Below are 18,285 nucleotides of genomic sequence, written 5' to 3'. Positions count from 1 at the left end.
GACGCTCGGCACGACCTTCGAGGCAACGGCCTGAACCGAGCCGGCGGGAGCGTTGGACGTGTTGGTCGCAGTGGGCTTCGGAGCGTTCAGAGAGTTGGTGACCGTCGCGGTTCCACCGTTGCGGTCCGCGACGACGGCGCCGACCACGCCACCGACACCACCACTGACCAGGACCAGGGCGAGAGCGCCGGCAACCAGCGCCATGCGTCCCGACTTCGGCTTGGTGGTGGTCGAACCGGAGTTCGGCCCCTGCAGCGGTGCGGGGATCTGATTGTGGCCGCCGCCCGGGCCGTTCGGACCGCCGGGGCCACCAGGGTTGGGTGCGCCGTACGGGGCGCTCTGCTGGTACGCGGCCTCATGGGCACCGTGCGGGTGGCCGAAAGCCTGCGTGGGCTGCTGCTGCTGCGCCTGCCCGAAGGCTTCGGTGGGCCGGCCTTCAGTGGGTCGGGCTTCGGCGGGTCGGGCGAACGATTCGGTCGGCTGGTACGGCTGCTGAGGCGCCTGCCCCTGAGGCTGCTGCGGCGGCACGGGAGGCTGTGCCTGAGGTGCTGTCGGCTGTGCTTGAGGTGCTGTCGGCTGCGCCTGGGTGGTGGGCTCGCTGTTGGGCTGCTCGGGCCGGGTCGGCCCGACGTTACGGTCCTCGGTCATCGGCTCGCTTTCGTCTACGGTGACCACCGGACGGGCAGTCACAACTGTTCTGCCGACAATGCTGCCTTGCGCTGCTGAGAAGGCGCTGAGACGTGCCTGTCACTTTACCCAGAGTTCGACGTGAAAAACCGGTGTTGTCGGTTCGGCCCGAAAGACTTTCGGGCCGAACGCATTAAGCCGTGACGTCAGTCACCGAAGCGAGGGACCAACGGGTCTACAGAACACACTACTCGGCACTCGGCCCCGGTTCACCGGGAAGCACGATACGAACAAGCGCTCCCCCACGATCGGATTCGTCGATCGCGATGGTGCCGCCGTGCTTGACGACGACCTGACGCACAATCGCAAGTCCCAGACCCGATCCCGGCATCGAACGTGCCGCAGTCGACCGGTAGAAACGATCGAACACCAACTCCCGATCCTCCTCCGGAATGCCAGGTCCCGCATCACTTACGGTCAATTCCAACAATCCTTGACCCACCGGTCGCATTTCGACGCGTACCTGTTCGCCCTTCGGACTCCACTTCGCAGCGTTGTCGAGGACGTTCAGCACGGCACGCGACAGGCCCGCTTGATCTCCGTAGACGTACCACGGAGTCGTGACCGCCTCGAACTCGATTTCGTTGCGCCTGCGCCGCGCTCGTTCGAGCGCACGCTCGACGACGTCGCTGACGTCGACGCGCTCGTACACGGTTTCGGGTGCGTCTTCACGGGCCAGGTCGACGAGGTCGCCGACCAGAGTCGACAGTTCCTCGATCTGCGCGACGACGTCGGCACGAAGTTCTGCCATGTCCTCGTCGGGAATCTGCGGCGCACCGGGGCGACTGGACGCGATCAGCAATTCCATGTTGGTGCGCAACGAAGTCAACGGCGTCCGCAACTCGTGTCCGGCGTCCGCGACGAGGCGCGACTGACGCTCACGGGACTCGGCAAGCGCCCGCAGCATCGTGTTGAAACTCTCTGTCAGGCGCGCCAATTCGTCGCTGCCGGTAACGGGGATCTGCGTCAGATCGTCGGTCCGAGCGACTCGTTCGGTGGCAGCAGTCAGCCTGGCAATAGGTCGTAAACCAGTGCGGCCCACGGTAGTACCCGCCACCGCCGCAAGTATGACGCCACACCCGCCGACCACGAAGAGCACCCAGGCCAGACGGTCCAGTACCGCAACGGTCGGCGCGAGCCGCTGACCGATCACCAAAGTGCTTCCGTCATGGGTTCGTTGAGCCAGCACTCGCTGACCGTCGACGGTTCGCAGCGAGGAATCCGATTCGCCACGCGCTACGGCGTCTTCGGCTTCACCGATCGGCACGTCGGAACCGGGCGGCTGGTACGTGCTCAGGTCCGAGAAGATCAGGGCCACACTGATGTCGGTGGTGTACAGCGTCGCACCGGAGATGTAGCGAGGATCGAATCGCACGACATTGCTGTCGATCAGCACCGCTGCCCTGGTACGCAACTGGTGATCGACGTCCGCGTAGAGCGCACGCGAAACCACCGCGTAGGCAGCGATCGCCATGACTGCGACGGCAATGGCCACCACCGACGCGGCGAGCAGCGTCACACGCCAACGCAATGACACCGAACGGGTCAGTGGCATCGGCGGGCGCATTTCGACGGACGCTTGGGTGGTGGAGGATTTCTTCGGTTCGGCGTTCTTGCCGAACGGAGCGGTGATCACGGAGGCGTCTCCCGCAGGACGTATCCGACTCCGCGGACGGTGTGGATCAACCTCGGTTCGCCGTCGGCTTCCGTCTTGCGACGCAGGTAGCCGACATACACCTCGAGGGCATTGCCGGACGTCGGGAAGTCGTATCCCCACACTTCTTCGAGAATGCGTCCACGGGTCAGCACGCGGCGTGGGTTGGCCATGAGCATTTCGAGGAGGGAGAACTCGGTGCGCGTCAGGCTGATCGATCGTTCGCCGCGCTTGACCTCACGGGTGACCGGGTCGAGGGTGAGGTCCTCGAACGCCATCATTTCGGAATCGGCGTCCAGATCGGGCGCGGTGCGGCGAAGTAGTGCACGCAACCTGGCAAGCAACTCTTCCAAAGCGAAGGGCTTGGGCAGGTAGTCGTCCGCTCCGGCATCGAGACCGGCCACTCGCTCGCTGACCGAATCGCGGGCGGTGAGCACGAGGATGGGCAGGTCGTCGCCGGCACTGCGAAGACGACGGCACACTTCGAGTCCGTCGAGTCGCGGCATCATGACGTCGAGCACGACGGCGTCGGGCCGGTTGGCGAGGATCTTCTCGAGTGCGTCGAGCCCGTCGACCGCGAGCTCGACCGTGTAGCCGTTGAAGCTGAGCGACCGCCGAAGCGACTCGCGAACCGCCCGGTCGTCGTCGACCACCAAAATACGCATACCGACAGTTTGGACTGAAGTGCTGAGATGCGGCTGAGAGGGTCCGATTCCGGCCTCCGGCGTGTCGCGGTCAGTCCCGGGTTCGCCTCGGCCCGGGCAGGCTCCAATGACGCCATAACGCAAGCAGTCTGAACACCGCGGCGAACGCTGTGCCGCACACCAGCGCGGCGTTGGTGGACAGTCCGGCTTGCGAGACTGTGACCACCAACGCAGCGCCGAGCAGTGCGGGAACCGCGTACAGGTCCTTGTGCAGGAGCAGTGGCACCTCGTTGACGAGAACGTCGCGGATCACGCCGCCGCCGATCGCCGCGGTCGCACCGATCAAGGTCGCCGCCAGCGAACTGGCGTTGTTGTCCAGCGCGATGACGGCGCCGGTGCTCGCGAACAAGCCCATCCCCAGTGCGTCGAGCGCCAGGATTTCACGACGCAGTCGATTGAGCGGCTCGTGGAGGTAGAACACGGCGAGTGAGGTGGCGGCGGCCGTTCCGAAGTACGGCCAACTGCTCAGAGAGCTGGGCGGATGGACGCCGAGGAGAACGTCGCGGACGATACCGCCGCCGATGCCGGTGAACACACCCACCGAGCACACCCCGAAGATGTCGAGTCGCTTGGTGACGCCCACCAGGGCACCCGAGGCCGCGAACGCCACGATGCCCACCAGTTCGAGGATCCTCAGCAGCACCGGCCAAGGATCGCACGGTCAGATGCGGCTCGGGTCGATCACCCCGAGTCGAACTGCTTTGACCAGTCGCCGAGGGACTCGGTGGGTCTGGCCGAAGGCTGTGACCTCGACCAGATCGGGCGCCGTCGCCTTCCACTGGGCACGACGGCTGCGCGTGTTGGAACGGGACATCTTCCGCTTGGGAACGGCCATCAGAGTGCCTTGCGCTTTCCGTAGCGCCGCTCGAACTTCTCGACGCGTCCGGCGGTGTCCATCACACGTTGCGCTCCGGTCCAGAACGGGTGAGAGTCGCTCGTGACGTCGACGACCAGCAGCGGGTACGTGCCACCATCTTCCCATTCGACGGTGCGCTCACTCGTCACGGTCGAATGGGTCAGGAAGCTCTTGCCGGTGCTGGCGTCCTGGAAGACCACCGGGTGGTAGTCGGGGTGCGTCTGCTTCTTCATTCGTTTCCCTCTCGCGTTGATTCGGTTTCGGCATAAGGTGATTCGGATTCGTCACACGGGTCTTCGTGAAACTCGCCGAACGGGTCTTCCCACGTTGCCCACGACGATTCGTCCGCCAATTCGTCGTCGGTGACCAAGGCGTGCTGCAGTGTTCGGTCGATCTCGAGCGGGTTCGCACCGCATGTGAGAACGACCATCGAGGTGTCGCGATCACCGAAACGCTCGTCCCATTTCAGGGCCGCGAGTGCACGGCGTTCAGCTGGAACGCGGTCTCGTTCCTCCGGCGTCATCGCGGCAAGCCAGGTGTCCGCGCTCGCAACCCGCAAGCCACCGCCGGCCGATTCGAGCCAGAGCGCTTCACCCGGTTGCGTTGCCACCCAGACTCGTCCGCGGGAGTACACGACCCCTTCGAGCAGGACGTCGATCGCCTCGTGCAGACGACCGGGGTGGAACGGCCGGTTCGCGGTGAACTCGACGAGCATCACTCCGCCGTCGTCGTCGAGCGGCGGCTGGCGACGCAACAGCGGTGAGTGAGCGTCGGCCAGTTCACCGCGTCGCGCATCCGCAGGCACCTCGAGGAGCAGCGCCTCGATGTCGTCTCCCTCATCGAAGACGGGTACCCGTGGAGAGATGCGCGCGAGAACCGCGTTCAAGCGGGACCGCTGCCAGCCGTCGAGCGCATCGGACCCGCGTAGGACGAGCGCGTCGGCGAAGTCGACCTGCCCGACGACGACCTGAGCCAGGGTGCGGTCGTCGTCGAGGGCTTCGTCGCCGGTGGCGTCTGCCAGCCAGGTCGCCGCGTCGATGCACGTCACGACGGCATCGACGCGGACGTCCCGCTGCGCCGGTCCGTCCAGTTGGCCGACGACGCCGGTCACGACGACGTGCTCGATCGCCCAGCACAGCGCCTCGGGCTCGAGTTGCCGGTCCAACAGCAACACGATCCGCTGCACCGAACTGTGCGAGTGAAGCCGGCGCAGGAGCGGCAGCAAGTCTTCGCGCAGGGTGCAGGAGACGCAGCCGTGCGCGAGCTCGAGGATCGTCTCGCGCTCGGACACAGTGCCGGCAGACCCGGCACTCCCGGTCATCGAGGTGACCGTCCGCCGGACCACCCCTTCACGGACGTGGCTCAGGTCGTGGTGGACCAGAACAGTTCCGGTTCGCAGCAACGCTCGTGCGGTGTGTGGGGTGGATTCGCTCATGCCGGCGACCAGGACCAGCGGAGTCCTGCCGTCCAAGATCGTGTTCACAGCGGGCCTTTCTGGGAATGATTGTCATTACCGAGGTTGAACGGTACATTGATCTCACCGCATTGTCGAAAATGATTGTCATCTGCAAGTTGAAAGGAACACCCATGTCGGCTCACTGCCAAGTGACCGGACGTGTGCCGGGGTTCGGAAAATCCGTCTCGCACTCTCACAAGCGTTCGAACCGTCGCTGGAACCCGAACATCCAGCGCAAGACCTACCTCCTGCCCAGCGAGGGGCGTCGCATCACACTCACGCTCTCGACCAAGGGCATCAAGACGATCGACCGCGACGGCATCGAATCCGTCGTCGCCCGGATCCGCGCGCGCGGCGAGAAGGTCTGAGCAGATGGCACGCAACGAGATCCGCCCGATCGTGAAACTCAAGTCCACCGCGGGCACCGGGTACACGTACGTGACCCGCAAGAACCGTCGTAACGACCCCGATCGACTCGTACTGAAGAAGTACGACCCGGTGCTGCGAAAGCACGTCGATTTCCGAGAAGAGAAGTAGGCATGGCCAAGAAGTCGAAGATCGCGAAGAACAACCAGCGACGGGTCGTCGTCGAGCGGTACGCGGAGCAGCGGTCCGCTCTCAAGGAGACGATCCGCTCCCCGAAAAGCTCGGCAGAGGAGCGCGCGAAGGCCCAAGCGACCCTGCAACGTCTACCACGCGACGCCAGTCCGGTACGATTGCGCAATCGAGACGCTGCGGATGGACGTCCGCGCGGCCACCTGCGGAAGTTCGGGCTCTCCCGGATTCGCGTGCGAGAAATGGCGCACCGTGGGGAACTGCCTGGCGTACACAAGTCGAGCTGGTAAGGAAGTCGGATGGCAGTCAAGCGTTCACCGTCGAAGAAGCCACGCCCCGTAGAGGGTCGTAAGCCCAAGAAGAACCCGTTGTTCGCAGCGAAGATCACGCATGTCGATTACAAGGACATCAACTTGCTTCGCACGTTCATCTCGGACCGCGGCAAGATCCGCAGCCGTCGCGTCACGGGCCTGACCCCGCAGCAGCAGCGTCAGGTCGCCGTTGCAGTGAAGAACGCACGCGAAATGGCGTTGCTCCCCTTCACCGCCGCCCGGTAGTCATACGTGCTCGGTAGTCACACGTAGAAGTACCGAAGAGGTCGCGCAGTCACTCGACTGCGCGGCCTTTTTGTTGCCCGGACTAAGATTTCCCGAAGTCGTTCATTCCAGTCGAGAGGTGCCCGCAGCGTGTCGGGAGTTGTTGCGGGTTTCACCGTAATTTTTGTTGTCATCGCGGTCGGGTATCTCCTCGGCCGTCTCGGCACCCTCGGTAGCCAAGGACAGTTCGTTCTCGGTCGACTCGTCTTCTTCGTCGCGACGCCTGCCCTGCTGTTCACCACCCTCGCGTCGTCCGATCTTTCGGTGATCTTCTCGCCGACGCTCGCCGTTGCGTCGGCTACTGCCTTTGCCGTCGGCGCTCTGTACGTCGTCGTCGCAAAGATCTGGCTCAACCGGCCGCTACCCGAACTGACCATCGGCGCGCTGTCGGCTTCGTACGTGAATTCAGCCAACCTCGGAATCCCGATCGCGGTGTTCGTGCTCGGCGATGCCACGTTCGTCGCGCCGCTCCTGCTCTTCCAGATCGTCGTGTACTCCCCGATCGCCTTGACGATCCTCGATCTGACGGCCCTTCGCGGCGCGGATGCCGAGAAGCTCTCGTTGATCGACACCGTCACCGCCCCGTTCAAGAATCCGATCGTGCTCGCGGGCGCTGCGGGGTTGATCGTCGCGTTGATCGGTTGGGTACCGCCCCGGCCGCTGATGCAGCCTTTCGAATTGATCGGCGCGACGTCCGTACCCGGTGCGCTGTTGGCATTCGGGCTCTCGCTCTACGGCGTGCGGGTGCTGGAGAAAGGCTCGAGTCCACGCCGCGACGTCGCGCTGGCATCGACGCTCAAGATCGTGGTCCAACCTGTGCTGGCCTATCTGATGGCGCATTTCCTCCTCGGCATCGACGGTCATCAGTTGTTCGCCATCGTGGTCGTCTCGACGTTGCCGACGGCGCAGAACGTCTTCATCTACGCAAGCCGCTATCGGCGCGGAATGGTCCTCGCCCGAGACAGTGCCTTTGTCACCACTTTGGCGTCAATTCCGGCAATTGCGCTGGTCACAGCGCTACTCGCTTGAGCAGGGTTACGGTGGATTCATGCGTGTACTAACCCTCGCCGTTCTGGCCTGCCTTGCTGTGGCCGGATGCTCCGTCGGGGCCCAGACCACGGGGCCGGTTGCCGCACCGAATCCGATGGCGGCCAACGAAGCAAGTCCCGCCGACTGGTCGCTCGGAACCCCCGTTCCCGACGAGGTCGACGACAGCGAGATGGGCACGGAGTTCGACAGCCGCACCGACATCGTGGGTGCGACGGCCACGATGTTCGAATCGTGGTCCGAGGTCGACGATCACACGGTGGCCGTCCACTTCGTGACCGGCACTCCGGAGTGCTACGGCGCGTACGCAACCGTTGAAGAGACCGATACGACGGTGATCGTCACGCTCCGAACCGGGGCACTGCCCGAGGCCGCGGACAAGATGTGCATTCTGGTTGCCGTGTTCGGCAGCTTGGATGTCCCGCTGAGCCGACCGCTCGGCGATCGTCACGTCATCAACGGCTAGCTGCGCGCCTAAACGGCACAAGTTCGACGATCGAACACGCCGTTTCGTCAGGTGTGGTGTGCGTCTCCTCGGGACAGACTGAAAACCGACACCCGTTCACTCGCTCGTCGGCAGCTTTCGACTCGAGCGGTGCTCAACATGAAGGAGCTCGCAAGTGCCTACTCTCCAGAGAGACGTTGCAATCGTCGGTGCCGGCCCCTCTGGCCTGGCAGCTGCAACCGCGCTGCGCAAGGCCGGTTTGACCGTCGCTGTGATCGAAGCGCGCGACCGCGTCGGCGGCCGCACGTGGACCGACACCATCGACGGAGCAGTTCTGGAAATCGGCGGCCAGTGGGTCTCCCCCGACCAGACCGCGCTGATCTCCTTGCTCGACGAACTCGGCCTGAAAACTTTCGAGCGCTACCGCGAGGGCGAGTCCGTCTACATCTCGTCGGCAGGTGAGCGGACGCAGTACACGGGTGATTCCTTCCCCACGAACGACACCACGAAGAAGGAGATGGACCGTCTCATCGACGAGATGGACGATCTCGCAGCACAGATCGGCGCCGAGGAACCGTGGGCACATCCCCTCGCCCGCGATCTCGACACAGTCTCCTTCAAGCAGTGGCTGATCAATCAGTCCGACGACGCCGAGGCACGTGACAACATCGGCCTCTTCATCGCCGGTGGCATGCTCACCAAGCCCGCCCACTCGTTCTCTGCCCTGCAGGCCGTACTCATGGCCGCTTCCGCAGGTTCGTTCTCCCACCTTGTCGACGAGGACTTCATCCTCGACAAGCGAGTGATCGGCGGAATGCAGCAGGTATCGATCCGCATGGCGGAGGCCCTCGGTGACGACGTCTTCCTCAACGCACCCGTGCGAACGGTGAAGTGGAACGAATCCGGTGCAACGGTGTTGGCGGACGGCGATGTTCGCGTCGAGGCAAGCCGAGTGATCCTGGCCGTACCGCCCAACCTCTACTCCCGAATCTCGTACGATCCCCCGCTGCCGCGTCGTCAGCACCAGATGCACCAGCACCAGTCCCTCGGCCTCGTCATCAAGGTTCACGCGGTGTACGAGACGCCTTTCTGGCGCGAAGACGGCCTCTCCGGCACCGGCTTCGGCGCGTCCGAGGTAGTGCAGGAGGTGTACGACAACACCAACCACGAGGACGATCGCGGCACCCTGGTCGCGTTCGTCTCCGACGAGAAGGCCGACGCGATGTTCGAGCTTTCCGTCGAGGAGCGTAAGGCCACGATTCTGGCCTCACTTGCCCGCTATCTCGGCCCGAAGGCCGAAGAGCCGGTTGTGTACTACGAATCCGACTGGGGCTCGGAGGAATGGACCCGCGGTGCGTACGCAGCGAGCTTCGACCTCGGAGGCCTGCACCGCTACGGCGCGGATTCCCGCACGCCCGTCGGCCCGATTCACTTCTCGTGCTCCGACATTGCGGCCGAGGGGTACCAGCACGTCGACGGTGCCGTTCGGATGGGTCAGCGAACCGCAGCCGACATCATCGCTCGCAGCAAGGCCTGACGGCCGCTTTGCCAAGTCTCGATCATTGCCCGGCAGTCACGATTGCCGGGCAATGATCGAGAGCAGTAGTTCGGCCCGAACCCTGGCCACTTCCAGCCGACAGTCGATCAGGCTCTCCACCTTCGCCATTCGGCTCCGCAGTGTGTGCCGGTGAACGCCCATCGTGATGGCGGCCGCTTCCCAGTGTCCGTTGGCCTCGAGAAATGCCCGCAACGACGCCAGCAGTTCGGTGCCGTTGTCACGGTCGTAGTCCTCGATCGGTGTGATCATCGTTTCCGCCAGCGTGTTGAGCACTTCACGCGTCGAATCGAAAGACAGCAGCACACTTCCGGTCAGCGCCGCGAATTCCAAAGGTTCGCCACCGATTTCCGCCGCCGACGCACACAGCTGGGACTGTTCGACGGCGACCGCCAGCGCAGCGACCACCCGTCGCGCGCTCAAGCCGACACGAAGCGCGCGAAGATCCGACCTCGATACCCCGCCGAGCAGCTCTCGGGCGAACTCGACGTCGTCGGTTCCACGCAGCAGCACCGTGACGCGAGTGTCGTTGATCCGCGAGAACAACTGCCGCCCTGCCTTGTTCATGAACTCGGCAATCTCGGCTCCGACGCGTCCCGCTACGTCGGACGTGTCGGCAAGAACTGTCAATCCTCGGATCATTCCCTCGCCGTCGGCGGCCTGCCTGATCTGTTGCCACGCCGGCGCCGGGTCGCGATCCTCGGTGAGCAGCAGCCCGAGGGCGTGCGAATTCAACTGATCCTGAGTAGCACGCAGACGCGCGGGTTTCTCGAAGTCCAACGCCAACAACGAGTTCGCGTGACCGAGCAGTATCTGATCGACGTAGCTGAGCGCCGAAGCACTGATCACCGCCAGGTATCCGTACGGCGTTCGCCCGACGCTGATCTGCTGCACCGCGATCGACGCTCCAGACCTTGCGAGCGTCACGCTACTGGAGGCACCGCCCCCGAGAGTTGCTCGCAGTTCGTCGATCACGTCGTCGGTCGGCAGTTGAGGTGAGCTCTCGAGAACTCTTCCGGCGACGTCGAGAAGAAGCACCGTCGCCGAAGTCGCGATCGCCAGTTCACGCACGGTCGCAGCCGTTCCGCCGGAAATGACGGCACGCGTCATCCGCGGTTGCGCCCGCGACGCCCGGAGGACCGCTTCGTATTCCTGCTCTGCCAACCGGCTCATTACGCGCTTGACGACGGCAGCAAAAGGCGTCGGCAGCGGCACCTCGATCAGCGGGAGTCCGATCTCGTCGGCGACGGCCACCAGATCGGCCGGGACCTCGGGGTACGAGAGCCCGGTTCCGAATCCCACCGCCGCCACACCTGCCGCGTCGAGCATTCGGAGATAGCGGCCGCGCTTTTGCTGAGTGGACGGCAATCGGATGCCGGTGGTGAGGATGAATTCGCCGCCGGTCAACCACCGGAAAGGGTCGAGCAACTCCGTGGCGTGCGCAAATGTGATTTCGCGACCGACGCCCTGGGCGCCGCCTTTGAGTTCAGCGCGAGGTCCGGCTGCGCCAACATCCACCGCACAGCGATCGTCATGGGCTGGACTGTACAACTCGGCGCGTCGGCGATCAAAGATTTCACCTTTTTGGCAGCTGCCTTTACTTGTGAGTCAGCGCACACTTGCTCACACACGCCCCACAAAGTGCGAGTTCCGTGCTGATCACCTCGGCCGGAACTCGTTCGACCTCGAGAGGAACCGGTACCGATGTCGATCGTCGTACTCGAGAACTACATCAACGGTGAATTCGTCGCCTCAGCCGCGACGGAAACACTCGACCTGATCAACCCCGTGGACGAGAGTGTGGTCGGGCGTACGCCGGTCTCCACGAAGGAAGACGTCGACGCCGCCGTCGAAGCCGCACAGAGAGCATTCGAGACCTGGGGCAAGACGACGCCGAGCGTGCGGCAGGCTGCACTCCTCAAGCTCGCCGACGCCATCGAAGCGCACAGCGACGAAATCGTCGCAGCCGAAAGCGCCAACACCGGCCAGGCTCACCAGATGATCGCCGACGAAGAGGTCAAGGTCGGAGCCGATCAGATGCGGTTCTTCGCCGGAGCCGCACGACTTCTCGAGGGCAAGGCGGCCGGAGAGTACATGGAGGGTTTCACCTCCTACGTCCGTCGTGAGCCGATCGGCGTCGTCGGTCAGGTCACGCCCTGGAACTACCCGTTCATGATGGCGCTGTGGAAGATCGGGCCCGCCCTCGCGGCCGGCAACACGATCGTCCTCAAGCCCAGCGACACCACACCGGGCAGCACGCTGGTCCTGGCGAAGCTCTCGAAGGGCATCCTGCCGGACGGCGTGTTCAACGTCGTGCTCGGCAACGGCGGAACCGGAGCGACGTTGGTGGAGAACCCGGCCCTCGGTCTCGTCTCGATCACCGGTTCGGTGCGGGCGGGCATCGCTGTCGCCGTGTCCGCAGCACAGCAACTCAAGCGCGCGCACCTCGAACTGGGCGGCAAAGCGCCGGCGATCGTCTTCGGCGACGTCGACATCGAGAAGACCGCCACCGGCATCGCCGAGGCAGCGTTCTTCAACGGCGGCCAGGATTGCACCGCGGCCACTCGCGTGATCGTTCACGAGTCCATCCACGATCAGCTCGTCGAAGCCCTCGTCCGGAACGCCGAGAAGCTGCGCCCCGGAGCGCCTTCCGATCCTGATGCCTTCTACGGCCCGCTCAACAACATCAATCACTTCAACGCCGTGAGCGACAAGATCGCGAACCTGCCGGCGTCGGCCAAGATCGTTACCGGCGGAAAGCGTTCGGGCGAAACCGGATTCTTCTTCGAGCCGACCGTCATCACCGGCGTCGCGCAATCGGACGACATCGTGCAGGAAGAGACTTTCGGTCCTATCCTCACAGTCCAGAGCTTCTCCGACGAGAAGGAGGCGATCACGCTTGCCAACGACGTTCGGTTCGGCCTGGCCTCGAGCATCTGGACCAAGGATCACGGTGTCACGCAACGCGTCTCCGCTGCTCTCGACTTCGGTGCGGTGTGGATCAACTGCCACATCCCGCTCGTCGCCGAAATGCCGCACGGCGGCTTCAAGTATTCCGGTTACGGCAAGGATCTCTCGGCCTACGGAGTCGAGGACTACACCCGTCTCAAGCACGTCATGAGTTCGCACGACTGAGTCGCCGCCCCTCCTGCTGTGCGCCTTTATCAACCCCCCGCGGTTAATAAAGGCGCACAGCAGATTCCTCCAATCCGGAAAAGAGCCACCATGCGCCTTATCGTCGGATACCTCGCCACACCCAGCGGTAAAGACGGGCTGGTCCTCGGGGCCCAGCTCGCGCGCAGTCTCGGCGCGCAACTCGACATCTGCATGGTCCTCCCACCGGATCGGACACTGCCGGCCAAGGTTCCCTCGGAAGCCGGCTACGACGACATCCTCGCCGCGCGTGCACACGACTGGCTCGCCGAGGCGAAAGCGTCGGTGCCCGAGGACATCCAGGTGGAAGTACACCTGAGCTTCCACGAGTCGTTCGCTCAGGGCCTGCTCGACGAAGTGGACCGACTGAATGCGCTCGCGATCGTGGTGGGAGCTTCCGGCGACGGTTTGCTCGGCCGTCACGCGATAGGTTCGGTCTCGACCGAACTGCTTCACTCCGCCCATGTCCCGGTAGCACTGGCGCCTCGCGGAACGCGGCACTCGGCGGCCACTGCGATACGAGAGGTCACCTGTGCACTCGGCACCCGTGTCGGCGCCGACATCGTCTTGAACACCGCCGTGCGCGCCAGCGAACTGATGCAGGTTCCGTTGCGACTGGTCTCACTGGTAGCGCTCGACCCCCAGAACGATCTGCGCGATCATCGCGACACCGCCGAGTCGGCCAGGGAGCGTGCACGAAATCACGCTCAGGACACACTCGACGTCGCAAGAGCCGCGCTCCCCGCGGAGTTCCCCATCGAGGTCATCATTGCCGACGGATCTACCGTGGAATCGGCAGTGCGTCAACTGGACTGGCAGGACGGCGACCTCGTGATGGTCGGTTCAAGTCGACTCGCACAGCCCCGCAAACTGTTCCTGGGCTCGACCGCCGCCAAGATGCTGCGCGTACTGCCCGTACCCATGGTCGTAGTGCCCAAGCACGAATTCACCCAGCCGGAGGCACTGTCATGACCAGCACCGAACTGAGTTCCAAAGGCCTCGCCACCGGCAAGATCGGCATGATCTCCGGCGCGGTGCTCGGAATCTCCTCCGTGGCACCGGGTTACACCCTGACGGCCAGCATCGGATTGATCGTCGCTGCGGTCGGTCTCAAGATGCCCGCCATCTTCATCGCCGGCTTCATCCCGATGTTCCTCACCGCGTACGCGTACCGCGAACTGAACTCCGACACTCCTGACTGCGGAGCGTCATTCACGTGGTCCACCAAGGCATTCGGACCGTACGTCGGCTGGATGTGCGGCTGGGGCATGGTGATCGCCACCATCATCGTGCTCTCGAACCTCGCTGCAATTGCCGTCGACTTCTTCTATCTGTTCATCGCGCGGGTGGTCGACAATCCGTCGATCGCCGATCTGCCGGGCAACAAATTTGTCAATGTCGGCACCACACTCGTCTTCATCGCCCTGGCCACGTGGATAGCGAGTCGGGGAATCACTACCAGCGAGCGCGTGCAGTTCGCACTCGTCGGCTTCCAGATGGTGCTGCTGGTCGTCTTCGCCGTCGTTGCACTGGTTCACGTCGGCGCCGGCGATGCCCCGGCCGGCTTGTCCTTCGACCTGAGTTGGTTCAACCCGTTCAGCGGACTCGCCATCGGTGCGTTTGTCATCGGACTCACCGGATCGATCTTCGCGTTCTGGGGCTGGGATACCTGTCTCACGCTGGGCGAGGAGTCGAAGAACCCCAAGAAGACCCCCGGCCGCGCCGGTTTGCTCTGTGTCGCAACCATTCTCCTGACCTACCTGCTGGGCGCCGTTGCCGCGATGATGTACGCCGGCGTCGGCGAGGAAGGCCTCGGCCTGGGCAATCCCGACAACTCCGAGAACGTCTTCGGCGCTCTGGCCGACCCGGTCCTGGGCAACTGGGGCGGAATGCTTCTGTTCCTCGCGGTCTTCGTCTCTTCAGTCGCCAGCCTGCAGACCACGTTCCTGCCCGCGGCACGAACCATGCTCGCCATGGGTGCATACGGAGCTTTCCCCAAGAAGCTCGCCGAGGTCTCGCCTCGGTTCCTGGTGCCGTCGTACGCGACCGTCGTGGCAGGCGCGGTAACCGCAGTGTTCTACAGCGTCGTCACGTTCCTGTCCGAAAGTGCTCTGCTCGACACGATCGCCGCACTCGGCATCATGATCTGCTGGTACTACGGCATCACCGCATTCGCGTGCGTGTGGTACTTCCGCAAGACGCTTTTCGAGAGCGTACGAAACTTCGTCTTCCGGCTCGCGTTCCCACTCATCGGTGGCCTCATGCTGCTTGCGGTGTTCGTCATTTCGGTCCAGGAGAGTATGAATCCGGACAACGCCAGCGGAGCATCCATCGGCGGAATCGGCCTGGTCTTCTTCCTCGGCTTCGGAATCCTCATCCTCGGCGCGGTACTGATGATGGTCATGCGAGTGCGCAATCCCGAGTTCTTCGAGGGCAAAACCCTCAACCGCGACACGGAGGCTCTGCGCGACGAGAACGACCTCAGCGTGTCTTAGGAGACAGTAGGTTCGGGGGCCTGAGCGATCAGGCCCGCCATCAATACGCGCAAGCCGAATTCGAAGGCGGCGTCGGCACGTTCGGGATTTTTCCCGGATGTTGCCAACGCCGCCTTCATCGCGTCGTTGGCTTCGGGTCCCGACGCCCACTGGACGTCCGGCGCCGCCAGGTCCAGGGCCGAACCGAGAACAAAACTGTCGACGGTCGTGATTGCGTGCAGCGTTTGAGGCGGGTCGAAGCCACCATCGGCGAATGCCTGCGCCAACGCGTTGTACAGGGTGAACGCCACACCGGCCTGCACCGTCTGGGCGGTGAAGAGCGGAATCAGGCGAGGATGTGCTGCGTAGCTTCGCCGGTACTCGGCTGCCAGCGCAGAGACGGTCTCGCTCCAGGATCCCGAGGCCGACTCCACGTCGATTCCCGCCATCAGCTGAGCCCTCATCAGTTCGACGATCTCGGCCCGTCCGGAAACGTGGTTGTAGAGCGAGGACGGTCGAACCTTCAGTCGTGCGGCGAGTCCCGGCATGGTGAAGTCGCCGGATTCGTCCACCGACTCGATCGCTGCCTCGGTGATGATCGCCGGTGAGAGCAGTCGTTGCGATGGCCGCGGCATATGTCCTCCTGTAGTGATCCACACCGTTCGGGGCGCTGCAAAAAACAATTCCTCGAAAGTCCTTGATCAATCAGCGCTCACCCACCATACTTAACGAATCACATTCGTTTTACGTTGAACGTCGAATACCCGAGCACCGAGGAAACCCCATGCTGACGATCACCGCCCTCACCCCACCCGAGTCACCGGCCGCGACTTCGCCGTCCACGTCCACCCCTCTGCGTGTAGGTCTCGTCCAACATCGCTGGCACGAGGACCAAGACGACCTCCACGCTGAATTGAGCGAAGGCATTGCGTCCGCAGCGAAGCTGGGCGCTTCCGTGGTCTTTCTTCCAGAGCTGACGCTCAGCCGCTACCCCGCCTCCACCCCGGCCGGCGACAATCCCGGACGCGCGGCGGAAGACCTGCTCACCGGACCCACTTTCGCCTTCGCCACCAAGGCCGCCGCGGAGAACCAGGTTCTCGTTCACGCGTCGTTGTACGAGCGCAGCGACGCCGAGGACGGCCTGGGCTTCAACACCGCGATCCTGGTCTCGCCCGGGGGTGAACTTCTCGGTCGTACCCGCAAGCTCCACATTCCGGTGACGGCCGGGTACTACGAGGACACGTACTTTCGCGGCGGTCCGTCCGAGGACGCATACCCCGTTCACGAGGCACTCGGCGCCAAGTTCGGACTCCCGACATGCTGGGACGAGTGGTTCCCCGAGGTCGCACGTGCATACTCCCTCGCCGGTGCCCAGGTCCTGGTGTACCCGACGGCGATCGGCTCGGAACCCGATCACCCGAACTTCGACACCCAACCGCTGTGGAAGCAAGTGATCGTCGGAAACGGTGTCGCCAACGGCACTTTCATGGTTGTCCCCAATCGCCACGGCAGTGAAGGTCTCATCAACTTCTACGGTTCGTCGTTCATCTCGGACCCGTACGGACGCATCCTCGTTCAGGCTCCGCGCGACGAATCAGCCGTCCTGGTCGCAGATCTCGACCTGCAGCACCGTGAAGACTGGCTTGCGCTGTTCCCGTTCCTGGCCACTCGCCGACCCGACACCTACTCGGCCCTGACCGCACCGGTGAACACTGCAGGAGCCAACCGATGACCTGGCGCATGCCCGCGGAAAGTGAGCCGCACGAACGTACCTGGATGGCGTACCCGAGCGCCGGATACTCTCTCGGGGACACCGCGGAAGAACAGCACGAAGCGCGCTCGACGTGGGCGGCCGTCGCCCACGCCGTCGCCGAATTCGAGCCGGTCACCGTCGTCGTCGATCCCGCCGAAGTCGAAGAAGCACGAAAGTACCTGTCCGAGAAGGTCGACATCGTCGAGGCACCTCTCGACGACGCGTGGATGCGCGACATCGGGCCGACGTTCGTCCTGTCCGACGAAGGCCGTCTCGGCGGAGTCGACTGGGTGTTCAACGGCTGGGGTGCACAGGATTGGGCGCAGTGGGACAAGGACTCGAAGATCGGCGCATTTGTCGTCGAACAATCCGGTGCCCAGTTGATCGACTCACCAATCGTCAACGAGGGCGGCGGTATTCAAGTCGACGGTCTCGGCACCGTCTTGGTCACCGAAACCGTCCAACTCGATCCGGGACGAAACCCCGACCTGACGAAGGCCGACATCGAGGCCGAACTCGCCCGCACCATCGGCGCCAAGCACGTGATCTGGCTTCCCCGCGGGTTGACCCGCGATCAGGAGACCTACGGAACGCGCGGACACGTCGACATCGTCGCTGCCATCTCTTCCCCCGGAGTGGTACTCGTCCATGACCAACGCAATCCGGTGCACCCCGACTACGCCGTCAGCAAGACGATCATCGAGTTGTTCGAAAGCTCGACGGACGTCGGCGGCCGGCCGTGGAAGGTCATTCGGGTACCCGCTCCCGAAATCCTGCGCGACGACGAGGGATTCGTCGACTACAGCTACATCAACCATCTCGTGGTCAATCGCGGAGTGATTGCCTGCAGCTTCGACGATCCGGCCGACGCCGAAGCGGCCCGGATCCTTGCGGCCGCCTACCCCGGGCGCACCGTCGTCACCGTCGACGCCAGACCGCTGTTCGAACGTGGCGGCGGCATCCACTGCATCACCCAGCACCAGCCCGCTGAACAAGACTGACGGCCGGAATCAGCGGCGACCTCGCATGTAGTCACTCACGACCGCGGCGCCGAGGCCGTCCAGGTCCGGCGCGATGACGCGTCCACCCACACGGTGCGCCATCCGGTCGACCACCCTGGCCAGACCTGGATCCTCACCGAGGCGGAAGAACGTGACCTTGGCGCCCAGCCTGGCCACCGCGTCGAGTGCTCGAACCGTCAAACCGAGGGTTCGCACACTCGGCGGGTAGTCGAACCTGGCTTCTCCGTCCGCTTCGAGATGAGCCGTCGGCTCACCGTCCGTGACGATCAATACCACCGGCTGTGCGTTGGAATGGCGTCGAAGGTGTCTGGCCGCCAACAACAGTGCG

General features: G+C 64.0%; 19 protein-coding genes and 3 pseudogenes. 12 read left to right on the top strand and 10 right to left on the bottom strand.

The annotated features are described in order from the left end of the window. From A2J01_RS02450 to mrf, 7 genes and pseudogenes are all read right to left on the bottom strand, one after another. Window positions 1-648, bottom strand: a pseudogene (locus A2J01_RS02450) (peptidase S1); the annotation flags it as partial. Window positions 649-874: 226 nt separating this feature from the next. Further along, window positions 875-2,254: a HAMP domain-containing sensor histidine kinase gene (locus A2J01_RS02445; protein ID WP_020908630.1), complete on the bottom strand. Its 1,380-nt coding sequence runs from the start codon at window positions 2,252-2,254 to the stop codon at window positions 875-877. Between the two features lie 65 nt (window positions 2,255-2,319). Beyond that, the gene (locus A2J01_RS02440; RefSeq protein WP_003946387.1) at window positions 2,320-3,006 is read right to left on the bottom strand and encodes a response regulator transcription factor; all 687 of its coding nucleotides are present in this window, start codon (window positions 3,004-3,006) and stop codon (window positions 2,320-2,322) included. 70 nt (window positions 3,007-3,076) lie between these two features. Beyond that, window positions 3,077-3,688 carry a trimeric intracellular cation channel family protein gene (locus tag A2J01_RS02435; protein ID WP_003946409.1) on the bottom strand — a complete coding sequence of 204 codons (612 nt, stop codon included), beginning with the start codon at window positions 3,686-3,688 and terminating at the stop codon, window positions 3,077-3,079. Between the two features lie 18 nt (window positions 3,689-3,706). Further along, on the bottom strand, window positions 3,707-3,880 hold the full coding sequence (rpmF, locus tag A2J01_RS02430; RefSeq protein ID WP_007727540.1) for a 50S ribosomal protein L32: 174 nt from the start codon (window positions 3,878-3,880) through the stop codon (window positions 3,707-3,709). After that, a complete protein-coding gene (locus A2J01_RS02425) occupies window positions 3,880-4,134 on the bottom strand; it encodes a type B 50S ribosomal protein L31 (RefSeq protein WP_064111792.1) in 255 nt (84 codons plus the stop codon). Before A2J01_RS02425 ends, rpmF begins: the two co-directional genes overlap by 1 nt. Next, window positions 4,131-5,384 carry a ribosome hibernation factor-recruiting GTPase MRF gene (mrf, locus tag A2J01_RS02420; RefSeq protein WP_082900782.1) on the bottom strand — a complete coding sequence of 418 codons (1,254 nt, stop codon included), beginning with the start codon at window positions 5,382-5,384 and terminating at the stop codon, window positions 4,131-4,133. Before mrf ends, A2J01_RS02425 begins: the two co-directional genes overlap by 4 nt. A 104-nt stretch (window positions 5,385-5,488) precedes the next feature. On the opposite strand from mrf, the gene rpmB reads away from it, so the two are divergent. The 7 genes from rpmB to A2J01_RS02385 all read left to right on the top strand — a co-directional run bounded on the left by rpmB (window position 5,489) and on the right by A2J01_RS02385 (window position 9,537). Next, a complete protein-coding gene (gene rpmB, locus A2J01_RS02415; RefSeq protein ID WP_003946346.1) occupies window positions 5,489-5,725 on the top strand; it encodes a 50S ribosomal protein L28 in 237 nt (78 codons plus the stop codon). 4 nt (window positions 5,726-5,729) lie between these two features. Beyond that, complete coding sequence (gene rpmG, locus A2J01_RS02410; protein WP_003946358.1) at window positions 5,730-5,894, top strand: 50S ribosomal protein L33; 165 nt, start codon at window positions 5,730-5,732, stop codon at window positions 5,892-5,894. A 2-nt stretch (window positions 5,895-5,896) separates the two neighbouring features. Then, window positions 5,897-6,202, top strand: coding sequence for a 30S ribosomal protein S14 (gene rpsN / locus A2J01_RS02405; RefSeq protein ID WP_003946379.1), 306 nt, complete (start codon window positions 5,897-5,899; stop codon window positions 6,200-6,202). A gap of 9 nt (window positions 6,203-6,211) precedes the next feature. Then, the gene (gene rpsR, locus A2J01_RS02400; protein WP_003946414.1) at window positions 6,212-6,469 is read left to right on the top strand and encodes a 30S ribosomal protein S18; all 258 of its coding nucleotides are present in this window, start codon (window positions 6,212-6,214) and stop codon (window positions 6,467-6,469) included. A 129-nt stretch (window positions 6,470-6,598) separates the two neighbouring features. After that, entirely contained in the window at window positions 6,599-7,537 is a 939-nt protein-coding gene (locus A2J01_RS02395; RefSeq protein WP_003946401.1) for an AEC family transporter, read from the top strand. A gap of 19 nt (window positions 7,538-7,556) precedes the next feature. Beyond that, window positions 7,557-8,021, top strand: a complete 465-nt coding sequence (locus A2J01_RS02390; RefSeq protein WP_007727550.1) for a hypothetical protein — start codon at window positions 7,557-7,559, stop codon at window positions 8,019-8,021. A gap of 154 nt (window positions 8,022-8,175) precedes the next feature. Then, window positions 8,176-9,537 carry a flavin monoamine oxidase family protein gene (locus A2J01_RS02385; protein ID WP_007727552.1) on the top strand — a complete coding sequence of 454 codons (1,362 nt, stop codon included), beginning with the start codon at window positions 8,176-8,178 and terminating at the stop codon, window positions 9,535-9,537. Window positions 9,538-9,573: 36 nt separating this feature from the next. Here the strand turns inward: A2J01_RS02385 and A2J01_RS02380 are convergent. Further along, window positions 9,574-11,090: pseudogene (locus A2J01_RS02380) on the bottom strand (PucR family transcriptional regulator). Window positions 11,091-11,259: 169 nt separating this feature from the next. Here A2J01_RS02380 and A2J01_RS02375 point away from each other — a divergent pair. From A2J01_RS02375 to A2J01_RS02365, 3 genes are all read left to right on the top strand, one after another. After that, a complete protein-coding gene (locus tag A2J01_RS02375) occupies window positions 11,260-12,690 on the top strand; it encodes a gamma-aminobutyraldehyde dehydrogenase (protein ID WP_003946421.1) in 1,431 nt (476 codons plus the stop codon). Window positions 12,691-12,780: 90 nt separating this feature from the next. Beyond that, a complete protein-coding gene (locus A2J01_RS02370; protein WP_007727555.1) occupies window positions 12,781-13,680 on the top strand; it encodes a universal stress protein in 900 nt (299 codons plus the stop codon). Next, a complete protein-coding gene (locus A2J01_RS02365; RefSeq protein WP_064111790.1) occupies window positions 13,677-15,203 on the top strand; it encodes an APC family permease in 1,527 nt (508 codons plus the stop codon). Before A2J01_RS02370 ends, A2J01_RS02365 begins: the two co-directional genes overlap by 4 nt. Here A2J01_RS02365 and A2J01_RS02360 read toward each other — a convergent pair. Beyond that, a complete protein-coding gene (locus tag A2J01_RS02360; RefSeq protein WP_064111788.1) occupies window positions 15,200-15,817 on the bottom strand; it encodes a TetR/AcrR family transcriptional regulator C-terminal domain-containing protein in 618 nt (205 codons plus the stop codon). The two genes, A2J01_RS02365 and A2J01_RS02360, sit on opposite strands and share 4 nt — an antisense overlap. A 149-nt stretch (window positions 15,818-15,966) precedes the next feature. Between A2J01_RS02360 and A2J01_RS02355 the strand changes: the two genes are divergently transcribed. Further along, window positions 15,967-16,914: a nitrilase-related carbon-nitrogen hydrolase gene (locus tag A2J01_RS02355; protein WP_064111786.1), complete on the top strand. Its 948-nt coding sequence runs from the start codon at window positions 15,967-15,969 to the stop codon at window positions 16,912-16,914. Then, window positions 16,911-17,936 carry an agmatine deiminase family protein gene (locus A2J01_RS02350; protein ID WP_047272567.1) on the top strand — a complete coding sequence of 342 codons (1,026 nt, stop codon included), beginning with the start codon at window positions 16,911-16,913 and terminating at the stop codon, window positions 17,934-17,936. Before A2J01_RS02355 ends, A2J01_RS02350 begins: the two co-directional genes overlap by 4 nt. Window positions 17,937-17,945: 9 nt before the next feature. On the opposite strand, the pseudogene A2J01_RS02345 reads toward A2J01_RS02350, so the two are convergent. After that, a pseudogene (locus tag A2J01_RS02345) lies at window positions 17,946-18,285 on the bottom strand (hypothetical protein); the annotation flags it as partial.

It is taken from the genome of Rhodococcus sp. EPR-134, assembly GCF_001647205.1.
In the GTDB taxonomy this organism is placed as follows: Bacteria; Actinomycetota; Actinomycetes; order Mycobacteriales; family Mycobacteriaceae; genus Rhodococcus_F; species Rhodococcus_F qingshengii.
Note: the sequence above shows the minus strand (reverse complement) of the source record. Positions and strands in the feature narration are given on the sequence as shown.

What these genes read in the sequence shown, in the direction of transcription:
- A2J01_RS02445 (WP_020908630.1), bottom strand. Translation starts at nt 2,254, where the DNA reads ATGCGCCCGCCGATGCCACTGACCCGTTCGGTGTCATTGCGTTGGCGT.
- A2J01_RS02440 (WP_003946387.1), bottom strand. Translation starts at nt 3,006, where the DNA reads ATGCGTATTTTGGTGGTCGACGACGACCGGGCGGTTCGCGAGTCGCTT.
- rpmF (WP_007727540.1), bottom strand. Translation starts at nt 3,880, where the DNA reads ATGGCCGTTCCCAAGCGGAAGATGTCCCGTTCCAACACGCGCAGCCGT.
- A2J01_RS02425 (WP_064111792.1), bottom strand. Translation starts at nt 4,134, where the DNA reads ATGAAGAAGCAGACGCACCCCGACTACCACCCGGTGGTCTTCCAGGAC.
- rpmB (WP_003946346.1), top strand. Translation starts at nt 5,489, where the DNA reads ATGTCGGCTCACTGCCAAGTGACCGGACGTGTGCCGGGGTTCGGAAAA.
- rpmG (WP_003946358.1), top strand. Translation starts at nt 5,730, where the DNA reads ATGGCACGCAACGAGATCCGCCCGATCGTGAAACTCAAGTCCACCGCG.
- rpsN (WP_003946379.1), top strand. Translation starts at nt 5,897, where the DNA reads ATGGCCAAGAAGTCGAAGATCGCGAAGAACAACCAGCGACGGGTCGTC.
- rpsR (WP_003946414.1), top strand. Translation starts at nt 6,212, where the DNA reads ATGGCAGTCAAGCGTTCACCGTCGAAGAAGCCACGCCCCGTAGAGGGT.
- A2J01_RS02390 (WP_007727550.1), top strand. Translation starts at nt 7,557, where the DNA reads ATGCGTGTACTAACCCTCGCCGTTCTGGCCTGCCTTGCTGTGGCCGGA.
- A2J01_RS02375 (WP_003946421.1), top strand. Translation starts at nt 11,260, where the DNA reads ATGTCGATCGTCGTACTCGAGAACTACATCAACGGTGAATTCGTCGCC.
- A2J01_RS02370 (WP_007727555.1), top strand. Translation starts at nt 12,781, where the DNA reads ATGCGCCTTATCGTCGGATACCTCGCCACACCCAGCGGTAAAGACGGG.
- A2J01_RS02365 (WP_064111790.1), top strand. Translation starts at nt 13,677, where the DNA reads ATGACCAGCACCGAACTGAGTTCCAAAGGCCTCGCCACCGGCAAGATC.
- A2J01_RS02360 (WP_064111788.1), bottom strand. Translation starts at nt 15,817, where the DNA reads ATGCCGCGGCCATCGCAACGACTGCTCTCACCGGCGATCATCACCGAG.
- A2J01_RS02355 (WP_064111786.1), top strand. Translation starts at nt 15,967, where the DNA reads ATGCTGACGATCACCGCCCTCACCCCACCCGAGTCACCGGCCGCGACT.
- A2J01_RS02350 (WP_047272567.1), top strand. Translation starts at nt 16,911, where the DNA reads ATGACCTGGCGCATGCCCGCGGAAAGTGAGCCGCACGAACGTACCTGG.